This is a genomic window from Acidovorax sp. GW823-FHT02H02 (assembly GCF_058797075.1).
In genome coordinates this window covers 1-14,192 of record NZ_JBXAJH010000024.1, presented here as the reverse complement: position 1 = coordinate 14,192, position 14,192 = coordinate 1, and the positions used below count along the sequence as shown (strand labels likewise).

Annotated in this window: 16 protein-coding genes; 13 read left to right on the top strand and 3 right to left on the bottom strand. The window is 53.9% G+C overall.

The features are described from left to right. Positions 1–770: 770 nt before the first annotated feature. From AC1RDS_RS19520 to AC1RDS_RS19470, 11 genes are all read left to right on the top strand, one after another. Positions 771–1,187, top strand: coding sequence for a hypothetical protein (locus AC1RDS_RS19520; protein ID WP_492227251.1), 417 nt, complete (start codon positions 771–773; stop codon positions 1,185–1,187). Positions 1,188–1,224: 37 nt separating this feature from the next. Further along, positions 1,225–1,533 carry a hypothetical protein gene (locus AC1RDS_RS19515; RefSeq protein ID WP_492227250.1) on the top strand — a complete coding sequence of 103 codons (309 nt, stop codon included), beginning with the start codon at positions 1,225–1,227 and terminating at the stop codon, positions 1,531–1,533. A gap of 13 nt (positions 1,534–1,546) precedes the next feature. After that, positions 1,547–1,903 (top strand): beta barrel domain-containing protein, encoded by a 357-nt coding sequence (locus tag AC1RDS_RS19510; protein WP_492227249.1) that lies wholly within the window; start codon positions 1,547–1,549, stop codon positions 1,901–1,903. Between the two features lie 10 nt (positions 1,904–1,913). Next, complete coding sequence (locus AC1RDS_RS19505; RefSeq protein ID WP_492227248.1) at positions 1,914–2,144, top strand: hypothetical protein; 231 nt, start codon at positions 1,914–1,916, stop codon at positions 2,142–2,144. A gap of 110 nt (positions 2,145–2,254) precedes the next feature. Next, positions 2,255–2,998, top strand: coding sequence for a DUF2786 domain-containing protein (locus AC1RDS_RS19500; protein WP_492227247.1), 744 nt, complete (start codon positions 2,255–2,257; stop codon positions 2,996–2,998). A gap of 354 nt (positions 2,999–3,352) precedes the next feature. Further along, positions 3,353–3,544 (top strand): hypothetical protein, encoded by a 192-nt coding sequence (locus tag AC1RDS_RS19495; RefSeq protein WP_492227246.1) that lies wholly within the window; start codon positions 3,353–3,355, stop codon positions 3,542–3,544. Between the two features lie 138 nt (positions 3,545–3,682). Next, complete coding sequence (locus tag AC1RDS_RS19490) at positions 3,683–4,654, top strand: IS481 family transposase (protein WP_492227245.1); 972 nt, start codon at positions 3,683–3,685, stop codon at positions 4,652–4,654. A gap of 245 nt (positions 4,655–4,899) precedes the next feature. Then, positions 4,900–5,448, top strand: a complete 549-nt coding sequence (locus AC1RDS_RS19485) for a hypothetical protein (RefSeq protein ID WP_492227244.1) — start codon at positions 4,900–4,902, stop codon at positions 5,446–5,448. Between the two features lie 46 nt (positions 5,449–5,494). Then, complete coding sequence (locus AC1RDS_RS19480) at positions 5,495–5,782, top strand: thermonuclease family protein (protein ID WP_492227243.1); 288 nt, start codon at positions 5,495–5,497, stop codon at positions 5,780–5,782. Between the two features lie 429 nt (positions 5,783–6,211). Then, complete coding sequence (locus tag AC1RDS_RS19475) at positions 6,212–7,108, top strand: type IV toxin-antitoxin system AbiEi family antitoxin domain-containing protein (protein ID WP_244273767.1); 897 nt, start codon at positions 6,212–6,214, stop codon at positions 7,106–7,108. Further along, positions 7,105–7,956, top strand: a complete 852-nt coding sequence (locus AC1RDS_RS19470; RefSeq protein WP_492227242.1) for a nucleotidyl transferase AbiEii/AbiGii toxin family protein — start codon at positions 7,105–7,107, stop codon at positions 7,954–7,956. Before AC1RDS_RS19475 ends, AC1RDS_RS19470 begins: the two co-directional genes overlap by 4 nt. A gap of 289 nt (positions 7,957–8,245) precedes the next feature. On the opposite strand, the gene AC1RDS_RS19465 is transcribed toward AC1RDS_RS19470, so the two are convergent. From AC1RDS_RS19465 to AC1RDS_RS19455, 3 genes are read right to left on the bottom strand one after another with little or no spacing between them, the layout of a single operon-like run. Further along, complete coding sequence (locus AC1RDS_RS19465) at positions 8,246–9,241, bottom strand: hypothetical protein (protein WP_492227241.1); 996 nt, start codon at positions 9,239–9,241, stop codon at positions 8,246–8,248. Positions 9,242–9,294: 53 nt separating this feature from the next. Further along, positions 9,295–11,142, bottom strand: a complete 1,848-nt coding sequence (locus tag AC1RDS_RS19460) for a hypothetical protein (protein WP_492227240.1) — start codon at positions 11,140–11,142, stop codon at positions 9,295–9,297. Beyond that, on the bottom strand, positions 11,136–11,585 hold the full coding sequence (locus AC1RDS_RS19455; protein ID WP_492227239.1) for a hypothetical protein: 450 nt from the start codon (positions 11,583–11,585) through the stop codon (positions 11,136–11,138). Before AC1RDS_RS19455 ends, AC1RDS_RS19460 begins: the two co-directional genes overlap by 7 nt. A 386-nt stretch (positions 11,586–11,971) precedes the next feature. On the opposite strand from AC1RDS_RS19455, the gene AC1RDS_RS19450 reads away from it, so the two are divergent. Continuing rightward, positions 11,972–12,919, top strand: a complete 948-nt coding sequence (locus AC1RDS_RS19450) for an IS5 family transposase (RefSeq protein ID WP_492227238.1) — start codon at positions 11,972–11,974, stop codon at positions 12,917–12,919. Between the two features lie 325 nt (positions 12,920–13,244). Continuing rightward, complete coding sequence (locus AC1RDS_RS19445; protein WP_492227237.1) at positions 13,245–13,886, top strand: hypothetical protein; 642 nt, start codon at positions 13,245–13,247, stop codon at positions 13,884–13,886. Positions 13,887–14,192: the final 306 nt, after the last annotated feature.

Genomic DNA, 14,192 nt, shown 5'->3' with positions numbered 1-14,192 from the left:
GCTCGGGCAGATCGGGTCATTCCAATGTGAACAGGCTTGCAGGGACGGCTTTCCAGAGAATCAGCGCGATATTCCGGGATAGTCCCCGTGCGCGGGCTTTCGCTGCGTGTTCACGGCTCTCGGCCACGCGGCTTTGGTTTTTTGGGGCATTGGGGACTTTTGATGTTCTCGCGGCTCCACTGCGGCGGTCGGTATCGCGGCCATGGTCGGCCAAAAGCCATTTGTGTTCCGGCCTATGGTGATAGGCGCCCCCCTTATCGCATGGACCTCAGTGCGTGCGACCAGCCGCTCCAAACACGCCGAACCCTTCAAGTTTTCCTGACGCCTATTCCTATCCGAATTCACGGACGTTTCGCTTCCATGAGTCGGCAGCGAATCAGGAAAGAGTTTGGCAGGAAGAATTGCCTCGGAAATGCGCGGGCCAACTTCCACGGACCAGCGGCGGGGCATATCCAGAGATTCAGAGCAGGTTCGCGTCGTCATGTTCGCGGCCAACATCCTCGGCGGTTTGTGGCCGGTTTTTCCGATTAACTTATTTCTCGCGGTATCTGACGCATTCGCATGTGCACAGGGTAAGTGCCGTCGTTTTCAGTTATTCCAGACAAAACGTTTGCGCCGAAACTTTCTCGGCCAAATAATGCAGGAGAACATGCGACAAGGGCTGTTGACAGAAAGGGCGTCCGTAATAAACTGAGCGCATTCAACAGAAAGTAATTTGTTGAACATCGCACCTCGGATTACAGGGGCCTTGTGAAAACAGGAGAAAGATAATGCGCGGAACCTCGACCCTATTTCAGGTCTCATTCAAACATCGCCTGCTCGGCGGCAAGCACGCACAGCTGGCAGATGCCGTCCTCACCGGCATGTCCACCGAAGGCTACAAAGCAGCCTATCTGCGGATGGATGATGAAGGCAATATCGCGCGCACCAATCCCATGCGCATTTTCTGCGGAAAAGCCCGCTCAGAAGATTTGACGTACTCGCCGGATGAAGCATTGCGCTTCCAAAGCAACCTGCACGACGATGCTGCTGCCATTGAGGAAGTGGCCGAACAAATCTACCAAGCAGGCTCCAAGCACAAGCTCTTCGATTTCAACATTCAGACGCTGACCTACACCGATGGTGCCCTCACGCACCTGGATGGGGTATCCATCGCGGAGATTGCCGCAAAACGCGCAAAGCACTGACACCCTCTTGGCGCACTTCAATCAATCAGACGGCTCCATGTTTCTCGTGACCACCAATAGCAGCGAACAGGATATTGAGTCCTCCATTCGCCACGTTGACATGCGCGAAGAAGCCAAAGACCGCGTTGAGATGGAACGCGCGCTGAGTGGGGCCAACGACCTGCCGATTTTTGAGTTCCATATGCTCAACGGGATCTGCGTGATGCTGGACCCTTTGCTCGCATACGCCGTGGTCAATGACTCCTCGAATCCGCACAAGAAAAGCGATGTGTTCCTGGATGTGACTTCAGCAAAACAAGCGGTGGAGCAATGGGTCGATGCCAACAAAGTCAGCCAAGCAAATTAAACGGGAACAGAAAATGAAAAATAACTTTCAAGTGGGTCAGGAGTTGGTGTACGTGAGGAGTCAGCAATTGAGCACCGGGAAATTTGAGCCCCAAATTGTTCTGGTGGAGAAAATCGGGCACAAGTGGATTCATGTCAGCAACGGAAAGCGCCTGTTTCGCGACTCATTGACGGCTGATGGCGGCGCCTACATATCGCCCGGTCGATGCTATCTGCGCCTGGAAGACTACCAAAGCGAACGGGCCCATACCATTGCCTGGGATGCATTGAAAAAAGCCGTGGGCAATAACCGCTGCGCACCAGACGGCGTGTCTACCGAGCAGATCCTGCAAGCGATGCGCCTGCTGGGTTTTGTCGAACCAAAACTCTGAAAAGCTCCTGATGCCGCAAAACCATCGCAACCGATCTTGGCGCTCCATGTGGAGCACCGATCCTGTTTCACGAACTGCCGTCCACAAAAGCGGCGCCATCGTCTGTATCTCCAGCAACCCCTCTAGCGCTTCCGGTGCACGGCTCGCCATCAATAACCTGGGCCAAGTTGATGTCAGCCGCTGGAGCATCGCCAAGATTCTGGAGCAGGGAGCCAAGCTCAAATCGGAAGGCGCCTATTGACCATCAGGTCATTAGAGAATTATCCATGCATGCCAACACGAGCAGTCGCCCCATTCCTTTTTCTGGCGCCCTGTTGGTCAATAAAACCTGCACCTCACAAGCAATCAGCCATGCAAGAACTCGACCCAAAAATCCTCGGCAAGATCAAAAAATGCCTGGCTCTGTCAGCCTCGGATAACCCGAACGAAGCCGCAACAGCGATGCGACAGGCCCATGCGCTGATGGAGAAGCATGGCGTCACAGCGGAGGGAATCATCATGGGGGATATTGGTGAGGCCAAAATTAAAAGCCGCACCATGGCGCGCAACAAGCCCGAACAATGGGAAGCGTATTTGGCCTCAACAGTCGGCAAGGCATTTGGCTGCAGCATGATGGTGGGCAGTTATGTCCCCACAGCCACGGCGCGAATCAAAACCATCAACGATGGCAGCTTCATCTTCGTTGGGCTGAAGGGGCAAGCGCAAGTCGCTGCCTACACCGCCGATGTCCTGGTTCGCCGCTGCAAAGCGGCCAGAGGCGCATGGATCAAAGAGAACCTGGGCGAAATCACCGCTTTGCGCGGCGGGAAAAAAAGGGCCACCCGACTTGGGAATGAATTCGCGCTTGGCTGGGTGCGTCGCATAGCTCAACTTGTCCACAACTTTGCGCGCCCGCCTGAAATTGAGCGCGCCATTGAGCAGTACATCAAAGCTCACACCAGCATCGATGGCGAGCTGTCTATTCGGAGCACTCGATCCAGTGACCGAGATGCTGCAGTTGCGAACATGGCGGGTATGAAGGCTGCTGCTGCCGAGCACCTGCATCGCCCTGTCAATGGGGCAGCGCCGCAACAACAACTGGGCACTTCTAATTAGGCACAGAACATGCAGCAAACACAAACAATCCACAGCGCTATTCATGCACTGGAACAAATCGAAGACTTGCGTGCCCAGGTTTCAGCAAGGCAAGGAAAGATCGCCAGTGACCAATCAACTTCCGCCTGATCACATACCCCCAGGCGCGGCCGGCAGACCCAGCACACCCCCTCGCGCCACCTGCACGCTGCATTTCTCGCACCCCGGCGACAGCTCCGTGGGGTTGCAAGGTGATTCCAGCACTGCGATTCCTGATGTGGACAGCTACTCGGGACAGGACCGTGATGCCTACATCGACTCAGTGCCAGACACGCTGCGCGGCAATCTACGCTTCCCCTGAGGGGCTCCAATCCAATGCACGACCAAGAACTAAACCCGCCTCAACCCGTCCAGTCGGACAAGACCACGCGGGATTCCCAGGAGCATGAGGCGTCTCAATCACATTCGGGTTGTCCTGAACTGATTCAGGCGGCAGAAAAAGTGATTATTCGGACCCGCCTCAACTGGGGTATTAAAGATATTCAAAAAGCCTCTCGATTAAATTGACACGCGGGCGCTTGCTGCTATCCTTAATTGTCACATCCCGGACGATTGCATAGACTCCAAACGCTATCCACTCTTCATGGCGCGAGCGGTTCTAAAGGAGTTGATAGAGTCCTTGCAATCCACCCGGGGAGTGAAGCCATGTTGATAGCCCTGCACAAAAACGCTCGTACCACTCCCGCCGTGCGTGCCGAGATAGCCGCCAGTGATGAACCCGCCAGCGTCCTGGCCCAGCGCTTTGGGATCACCGAGCAGACGGTCTACAAGTGGAAGAAGCGTGATGTCTTTGGAGACCGCTCTCACACTGCCCATAACCTGCAGACCGTGCTCACACCTGCGCAAGAGACTGTGGTGGTTCACTTGCGGCGTACCTTGCTGCTGCCTCTGGATGACCTGCTGGCCGTGACACGGGAGTTCATCTGTCCCCATGTCTCGCGCTCCGGGCTGGACAGGTGCTTGCGCCGCCATGGAGCGGGCAACCTCAATGCTCTAAAGCCCCAGCAGCCTGCGCTGGCCTACAAGGCCTTCAAGAGCTACGAGCCAGGCTACGTGCACATGGATGTGAAGTACCTGCCCCAGATGCAGGAGGAGAGCAGCCGGCGCTACCTGTTCGTGGCCATCGACAGGGCCACGCGATGGGTGTTCGTGCAGTTCAAGGCCAACAAGACAGCTGCCAGTGCACAGGCCTTCCTCAAGGCATTGCACAAGGCCTGTCCGATCAGGATCAACAAGCTGCTGACCGACAACGGCAAAGAGTTCACGGACCGTCTGTTTGCCAGAAAGGAACGCGAACCCAGCGGCAACCATGAGTTCGATCAACTGTGCCAGGAACTGGGCATAGAGCACAGATTGACCAAGCCCAGGACGCCCAGAACCAACGGCATGGTTGAGCGGTTTAACGGCCGCATTGCGGACGTTTTGAAGACCCACAGGTTCAACAGCCGCGAAGACATGGAGCAAACCCTGCTGCGCTATGTGGCCCTGTACAACCACCAGTTACCGCAGTCAGCGCTCAAGAGCAGTACGCCGATGCAGGCGATGAAAGAGTGGTACCAGACCCACCCGCACCTGTTTCTCAAGCGACCATATGATCGTACGGGATGCGACACTTAATTATCAAGGTTAAATCACACATTAACGGCCCACCATCTGGGCGATATTAATTAATCAAGAATCAAGGCCATGTCCATAATCACGATTGAGAACTCGCCCGCTGGAACAACTGCACCGGCAATCGACGGCGGCGCATGGCGCAAGATGGAAAGTGCAGGCCGGAAATGGAATGGCCGTTTTCACGTGCCATCGCAGACGCCTGAAGGTCAAATGCTGCACGGACCAGCCCTGGGAGGGTGCGCCGTATGAACCATCTCGCACGCCTGCAGCAAAGCCAGCGAGCCAAGCTGCTCAACAGATTTCAACCCGGCCGCAAGGTCAAAAAACTGGACGAGGCCGGTGTGCGCGATGCCGTGTCCCGGTCCCTTCTCCCAATCGCCCTGCTGGACGATTGCCGGCAGTATGAGCAGCGGGATCTGACCGGCGACTTCATCAAGCTGCGCGAATCTTTCACTCGTCTGTGCGACGGCTCCGCTGATGACGATAGCCATCGGCAGCTGTACATCGCCATCCAGTTGGCCGCGCTACGCGCTGAGCAGATCGATGCCGAACTCGCCGCTCAGTTCGCCCCTGCCTTGTCAGCGCTGAGCCGCTGCAAAGAGCGGCGCAAGTCCACGAGCAAATACGGCTTTGACGGTCTAGGGATGCAGTCAGTTTCCTGGGCCATTGATGCGCATGAAGAGATCTTGCGCCACAGCACGCCCAAGCAGATGGACAACTGTCTGAAGGAAATCGTCAAGGCCATTGATGCCAAAACCGAATTCGGCCAGCAAGTGGCGAGCGATATTCAGTAGCGCCGTCCCCTCAAGGACTCCTTCACCAAAACCTCTGAAAAAGAATATGCACAAATACCTTCGTTTTGGCCTTGCCACGGTCGCGGCCACCATCCTGTCCTTTCAAGCACACGCCGCCCAGCTGCAAGGCAAAGTAGTGGGGGTTTCCGATGGCGACACTATCACCGTGCTGGATGCCGGCCTGCAGCAGCACCGCGTTCGTCTCACCGGCATTGACGCCCCGGAAAAGCGCCAACCCTTCGGCCAAGTCTCCAAGCAATCGCTGGCCAACCTCGTGTACGGCAAGACCGTGATCACCCTCTTCATTCCCTTGCTGCACAAAACAGCAGGGTAGGTAAAACACCTGGCTCAGTTTTAGGTCGGCATCACACCAAAAAGTGGCTCAGTTTTCGGTCGGCGTCAACACTGGAGCGACAAGCCCAGGCCGACAAGCGAGGTCTTTGGGCTGATCCGGATCCTGTAGCCCCTTGGGAGTACCGACACAACAAGCGCGCCAGGTCTGCGTCGTAGGGCCTGTTATTTCGTAAACTGACCCGTTGCGTTGAATGCACCGCAATCTTGTTTCCTGGCCAATAGTTCGCGTGCCCAGTGCTATCATGCGCGGCATGCAATGAATTACAATGCGTCCTTAGGACGCATTGTAATTCATTGCAGTAACAAATTGCAAAAATTGGCTTCACATTCCGTAAACCACTTGTTAGCATCACTGTCCTTAGGACAGTGATGCTAACAAGTGAATGATAATTTGATATTGCCAGAGGCCTTGAACGCCTACATCAGACCCATCCAAGAACGGTTGGGGGTGTGGGAGCGGCCTGTCGTCACGGGGTACGAGTTGGGCGTTTTGGCCGCGACCCAAGCCACAGACGATCCGATTTCACTGTCTTTGTATACAAACATTGTCCGGGTCTTGACGTCATTTGGTTTGATTTCACCGGCCAAGGAGTTCAAGGCTGGATCGGTCTTTCAGCTTTTTGGGCGCAACAAGCCGCTGCCCATGGAAGTGGCCTGTTCCGTTGACCCATTCGCATACGTCAGTCATCTGAGCGCCATGGAGTACCACGGCGTCACCGACCGTTTTTCCAAAATTCTGTACCTGTCCACTCCACCCGAACGGGAGTGGAAGGAGCAAGCGGCTGCACGCATGGACAAGGACCTCAAGATGCGCAAGGAGGGATACCTTGCGGCCAAGCTGCCCACGTTGAAGTTTCAGAAGTTCGAACGCATTGATGGGATGCGGGTTGAGTTGGTGCGTCGTTCGCATCGTGGTGCCTTTAAGACGATCAAGTCTCCATCCATTCGCGTCGCAATGGTGGGACGAACCTTCTTGGACATGCTCCGCGAACCGGAGCTGTGCGGCGGGATACAGCATGTCGTTGACACCTACCGGGAATATGCGGTCAAGTATCTGAAACTCATCATTGACGAAGTTGGCCAGCACGGGACGTCGATTGAGCAGGCGCGGGCTGGCTACCTGCTGGAAACGGTGTGTGGTCTCTCGGATCCAGTCATTGATGCGTGGGCGTCCAAGGTTCAACGAGGAGGCTCCCGCAAGCTGGACCCACAGGCAGAGTACGCATCTGTTTTCTCTGAAAGATGGGCGCTGTCGGTCAACGTTCCGTCACTGGATGCGTCGCAAACCGATTCGGGGGACTCATGAACGAAGTTGAAATCGACGCGTGGGTGTCACAAGCTCCACAAGGCCAACGGGGCTTCCGGGAGGCGGTGCACACCATCCTCGACGGTATTGGCCATTCCCAGAATCTGAGTGCCAAGATGGTGATGAAGGGTGGACTTCTGCTGGCCATACGGTATGCCAGCTCTCGCTACACCCGGGACTTGGATTTTTCTACCCGGGACAAGTACACGGCAGAAAGTGTCGATCTGCTTTTGGCAGAACTGCGGGAAGGGCTTGTCACTGCAGAGGATCGGCTCTCCTACGACACGCTTTGTCGTTTGCAGTCTCACAAGGTTGAACCCAAGGGCGAGAACAAGACCCACCAGAGCCTGGCCTTGAAAATCGGGTTCGCGAACCGGAGCAATGCAGGGCAGATGGCTCGCCTGGAGGCAGGTACTTCGCCTCAGGTGGTCGAAATTGACTACAGCTTCAATGAGGCTGTTTTTGATGTGGAGGTGCTGGAGTTGGATGGAGGGGCAACCATCCATTCCTACACCCTGAACAACGTGCTGGCTGAAAAGATGCGCTCGCTGCTTCAGCAGCCCGTTCGAAGAAGGAACCGCCGACAAGACGTCTATGACATCTGGCTATTGCGGGAGTCCGGGCCTACGCTTACTGCTGAAGATCTCGTCAAGATTCATGAGATTTTGGTGGCTTCTTGCGGCTCCAAGGGCATTGTGCCGGACATCCACTCCATGGAATCGGAAGAGGTCGTATCCATGGCGCGCACTGGGTACCAGGAGTTGGCTGCAGACGTTGATGGCGAATTGCCGCCATTCGATGAGGCGATGGGTCAGGTTGTGAAGCTGTACCGCTCTCTGTCATGGTGACATTGGCCTGAATTGGGCAATAGATCGAAAGGGTCAGATGTCGGCAATCGGCCTGGTGCTTGACCTGCCCCCCACCAGCTGAAGTTAGTGAAGTCCGTCAACCACTAAGAGAAATGACGGACATGAAAAAGAGCAGATTCACGGAAGAACAGATCATTGGCTTCCTCAAACACCTATTCAGCCCTCGGAAAATCCATGCCGAAAGAACCCATCAGATGAAATCAATAGCAGATCACCGTTATATTACCGGCTGGCCTCGGACATCGGAGGGTCTTCAGATAACTAGCGCTTAACTTAATCCCGAGAAGTGGACTTGTAGCTTTTCAGTAGAAAAGAGGGCAGTGCTGACAAGAATCGATTTGACTTTAGAGTATTTTTCCTCGGGGTTTAAGGAGGACAGAAAGCGCATTTTTTCGACAGTCTCTGTCTTTCGAAAAAATGGATTAAGGTGCCTCATTCTCCAATTCTTAATATACTTCTTGGTTGTTGTGCTCGCCAAGCAAGCGTTCTGAAAAAAGTCATCCTCGCCCGAGGTGCCCTCTAGCTCAGCTGCATTCCTCTGCGCCGCCAAAATTTGGTTAAGAGCCGAAACGCTGAGGCTCTTCTCGTCAGTGTAACTGAAATGCAATCGAGCAGTCGAAAGAATAATCCTCATCAGCTTGGCGGATATCGTTAACTCACCTCGATCGCCGGGCCACGAGTTCGCTAACCCATGCAAATATGACTGAAACTCACCAGTGCGCTCGTACGGCGTCACAAGCTCCAGGTTCAGTTGCCACTTCTTCGCCAACTCCTTGCATTCCCTTAATATCTGCGGGGTAAAGGTGGCAAAGAGGTGTCTTTTAAGAAATACGCCAACCAAATACTTCAGACAGTCGTCGTTTAAAGCAACAAGAGCAAATTCCGTCGGGATCTTCTCATAACGCGCATAACGCACGGCCTCGGACTTGAAGAATTTGCCTTCGGACATACCAAATGCAGCACGCTTAATTTCCGGACTGCGCAAATAGTCAAAATTAACAGATGCCTCAAAAAGCATGAAGAGTTTGCGCGATTTCAAGTATTGCTGGTAGACGGGCTCATAGTGCTGCGCTCTGCCTGTGGTCTTAAAGACCTCGTTCACGAGTCGCCTGACTAAAAACCTGTCGACGCTTGTCGGATCCTGAATCGATGAAAGCAAAATGTCCGATGCGCGCTTCTCAATCTCAGCATCACTGAAATTTACGTAGCTTGATGAAAAGCCAATCTTAAAAGCCGCATCAAGATTTTCGTTAAAGTAGCTCATTCGAACTCAAAAAAGGCGGGAGGGGCGAACCCCTCCCTTAGCCAGACACACGGTCAAAATTTATGTGTAGTGTTCGAAGAACATTGAACGGTAGCAACTTCATTGAATAGCGCCGACTTGACGTGATAGCTGTCCATCATCTCGCGGGCAACCGATGAAGATGCTACTGATGCGCTAGCGACATCACTTAGATCGTAACGGCAGTAATCCACCTTGTCAAGGCATAGGCTTGGGATTAACCTCTTTTTGTAGCTGAATGTCTTCTGAATGCGAAGGAAGAACGACTGAACGTACGTGAAGCCATATAACGAGTGAAGCCGCTTGATTACTCTGCGATCGACGAACGGATTATTTGTTGCATTTGTCTTGAAGATCACGTTCGCGTACTTGACAACACTATTCGAATCAAGTAGCCAATAGCGTCCGAGATCTGACCAATAACCCGAGGTGGCAACTGCCTGGATCTTCAATCCTCCCATTTCCCGAGACAGGTCGCCGGATAACACATCTCGAAACCGTTGCTCGTCAGAATTAGCGATCGAAACATGGAGAGAATCAACGTTGGCGTAGCAGATCTCTAGAGAATTTACTGACAGTAATCTCTCGATCAGAGCCATCATCTTGATCCGAGAATTGGAAACAGTTTTACTGAACAAAGAGTAAACCGCCTCGCAGGTGTCGGTTTTGAATATTTCGGCCCGGTAATCCCCGCTCACGGCGGCATCGATCTTGAGCCTGTTCCCCATCTTGGCAAGATCAATTTTTTGCTCGGAGGACAATGCTGGGTCAAACACTATGCTGAGGGTGTTCTCGATCGCCGTCACAGCCTCATCAAGTGTTCGAAAGCGCTTCTTTTGATATCTAACTGGATTGCCGGCACTCGATGCAATCAACATCTGAAACTTTGCTAGGCGACGCTTGACTTCGCCGGCCGACGCGGATTCTTTAATGCAAAATAACTCGCGAACTTCTTTGGCCAACGGATGCGAAATTGATTTTTTGGCAACAATTCCTTCAACGAGTTCTACAGACGCAAAAAACTTCGTGTACGCGAGAACCTCGTCTCGCGGAAGGAATACTTCGAGCGAGTCACCGAAACTCAAGTTAAAGTTATATGCATTATTTGATTTCGCCAACCGAAAGGGATGGAACTTCAAGAAAAAAGTGTCCTTCGCCTCCTTCAAGACGACTCTATAAAAGCCGTCGAAGGAATCGTCATTTAAGACATCTTCAGGGCCAAATCTTACGTGCTTTAAATTTTTTGGGCTTGGGAAGGTGCCTTGCATGCAAGCAGCATACATTGAATTGAAGTCCAGTGCGTAAATAGTCCGCCCGGCTCGCGCCTCTTTAGCCTTAAAAACTTCTTGATATGGCGGAAGGCAGGCGAAATATACCGTTCTATCGAGGCTGCTCTTGCACCGTAAAACTCGCTCTTGACGAAATTTGTATACGGCCGAGTACCAGCGGTGAGCCGAACCACCGCGGACCCCTTTATCTTTCATTTCATTGAGCCTTCTCCGAGCCTCTTTCACGTTGTCAGCGAGATTCGCAACATACCTAATTTTGTCGAAAAATGGAAAACATTCCTCGAAAACAGCGACTTTTAGGCCGAAGGTTGCAAAGTTGCTGATGAGGAAATCTCTTTCCTTCTTCGTTAGCACCATTAGGTCGGCTAGGTTTTTAGACAGCGCCATGGCAATGAAATCGGATACGGAGAATATCACCCCCCGGTGCAGGATGAGGGATCCATCGGTCGATATAATGTCATACTCCACCCAATGCAATTCTGTTGGGCTGTGGGACCCTAGTCGCACCCTGTTATTCGTTCCGACATCTTGCAGGTAGTCGAAGTTGTCATCATGTCGGCCAATGCCAATTTTATGACCTGCTAAAATCACCACTTTATCTTTTCGGTGTGCTTGTCAAATGTCGTATTAAGGCCATCAACGACGCGTGCTAGCTCCGCGATCTCAGTCTGAGACGCTTCTCCGGATTCTGAATTTTTATTATTTACAGAGCTTGGTGCAAGTTGCGCTTGCTGAGATTGGCTCTTCTCTTGCTTGCGAATTAACTTGGTAATTTCGCTATCCTCACCAAATGCGTGAGCTATCGTGTCTGCTGCGCTTAGGGTTGGCCCGACGGAAATCAGCACATCATCCTGCTGCCACCGTTGCAGACAGATACTGTACTGCTTTGAATTGAATGTAAAGTCAAATATCAGAGTATCGTCTTCCGGGTCGTCCTTATAGAGAGACATTTGTGCGCCATGAGCAGCAGCAAACTTCTTTGCCGTGTCGTAGTGCATGAACTTGATAACGCGCTGATCCTCTCTTGACTGAATCATGCCGCTTATGATGGACAGAAGGACTCTGTCTCTACGAGCTTCTTTGCTCTTGTACAAATATATTGCGTAGGAAAAGACCGCCAACCAAGCCGGCGGGAATAAGAAAGACAGGAGGACGAGGCCAGAGAGGACGAGCATAGAGGCGCGTGAGTTTTTTATATTGCGGTAAGGCTTTCTTTGTGGTTTCACAGTGCAGCGCTCACCGTGGCCTTCTTGACCGTTCCGAAGTCTCATGGTAGTCGAGATCTGTTGACGCCGACCGATAGCGGAGCCACTTTTGGGGTGAAGTCGATCTAATTTTGAGCCAGGTTACCTACCCTGCTGCTTTTTGCAGCAGAGGGGCTTTGTTGCACAAAGCCAGTCCGCTGAGGTGGCAGCCTCGAGACATGAGTGAACCGAAGGGGTCCAAGGCCCGCTACAAGACCACCAACTGGGCAGAGTACAACGCCGCGCTCAAAGCCCGAGGGTCGCTGACAATCTGGCTGGACAAAGGCATGCAGTGGTACGCCCCATCCAGCGGCAAACGCGGGCGCCAGCACATCTTCTCCAACGCAGCCATCCAGTTCTGTCTGAGCATCAAGTGCCTGTTCGGTCTGGCCCTGCGTCAAAGCCTGGGCATGGTTGAAAGCCTGCTGCATCTGGCAGGCCTGGACTGGCGGGTGCCCGACTACAGCACCGTGTGCCGACGCCAGAAGACTTTGCAGGTACAACTGCCCTACCGAGCCAGTACCACCGCACTGGAACTGCTGGTGGACAGCACCGGCATTCAGTTCCTTGGCGAAGGCGAATGGAAACGCAAGAAGCACGGTGCCGAGTACCGGCGCCAGTGGCGCAAGGTGCACCTGGGTATTGATGCACACACGTTGGAGATCCGGGCCATCGAGGTGACCGACAACAGCGTGGGCGATGCGCCCATGCTGCTCGAGTTGCTGGAGCAGATACCACCCGATGAGCCGATTGCCAGCGTCAGTGGGGACGGTGCCTACGACACCAAGGCGTGCCATGCGGCGATTGCCCAGCGAAATGCGCAGGCGGTGATCCCCCCGCGCAAGAACGCCCAGACGTGGAAGGCGACCCTGGTGGGAGCGCATGCGCGCAACGAAGCGCTGCGAGCCTGTGACAGATTGGGGCGCAGCATCTGGAAAAAGTGGAGCGGCTATCACCGCAGAAGTCTGGTGGAGACCAAGATGCACTGCTTCAAGCGCCTGGGCCAACGGGTGATGGCGCGCACGTTTGAGCGGCAGGTGGTGGAGTTGCATGTGCGTGTGGCTCTGCTCAACCGTTTCACGCAACTCGGGCGCCCGAGCACGGTGCCCGTGGGTGCCATGGCATAGCTGCGTCTGGGGCTGGGGTAATCTCGTCTGCCTTCCGACTTGTGCAACAAAGCCACCCAAAAGTAGGCCACGCAAGCCCAAGGGCTCGCCACCCTAAGATTCGAGCAGAGTTCCGGGGAGTTGCTCAAGGCCAATGGCATTGAGTGATCATATTGAAAAATTCGAACTTTGCGACAGCAGTCGTTCGCAGGTGCCAAACTCCGACGGGAGCAAGATCGCGGCTGAACGTCGGCACTCGAAAGAGGGACATGGGACGACCAAGAGCGCGAAAATCCAGCACAGACAACGTCCGGAAGACGCACGGTGGGGGGCAGGATGCCCCAGAATGAGGGTCTCGTTCCACTCCACGCCCTTCTTCGTGAACCTTCTCGCCCGCTTTTTTCGCCCATTTTTTTCGGTTGAGAAGAGGTCTTCCCAGGAGCAGCTGCGGCTGGATTTTGGCGAGTTCCCGCCAACTCCATTGCGATGCGAAAGTTTGACCGGTGAGTTCAACGTGGTCCGCACCAGCGGCATCGGACAGATATATCACGACCTAGCGGTGCAGATGCGCGTGCTGGATGCAGACATTGAGTCACTGTCAACTGACCTAGTAGCCAATTTCGGCGCCGACAGGCTGCATGACTTGCAGAGCACCTTAGAGAAACTCGGCCCCCAAGGCTCTAGGTTTGCAAAGCGCGCAATGTTTGGCTGGCTGTTCGTTGTGAGGACTGTTAGGGCAATTCGGTACGGTACGAAAAGGCCCAACGTCCTGGGCCTTTTCGTACCCTTTTTCAAGGATGAGTTGCAAATTTTCGTCAAGGCGCGCGGACACCTGAATAAGAGCGATGCGCCCATCGTCTACGCATTCATCAAGCAGCACGAGCAGGAACACATGCTCGGCAGTTTATGTTGGTTGCATCACAGCCCATTCATCCGATTCAAGATGGGTTGGCCGGACGCATACCTGTTGGCGCCGATTCAAAATTGAGCCACCGTGCCGATTGAATTTTGAGCCAGGGCTAATGGCCAACCTGTGAAGGTCGGCTGTGGATAAGTGTAGTGCCTTGGGTCGGTTTTGGTCTCCTTGGTGATCGAGCTCGGTGGTCGTCCGTTGAGGGCAAGCCGCGCAGGGCGAAGCCCGTAGCGGCTTGCCCTTGAACCGCTCAGAACGGCTCAGCCTTCTTGGCCTGTTCGCGTGCCTTGATGCGTTTCTTGTACGCATCGAACAGCATCTCGTGGCCTTGGCTGGGGTAGGCCACCAGCCAGAAGGCCCCACTGGCACACAGCTTCATGT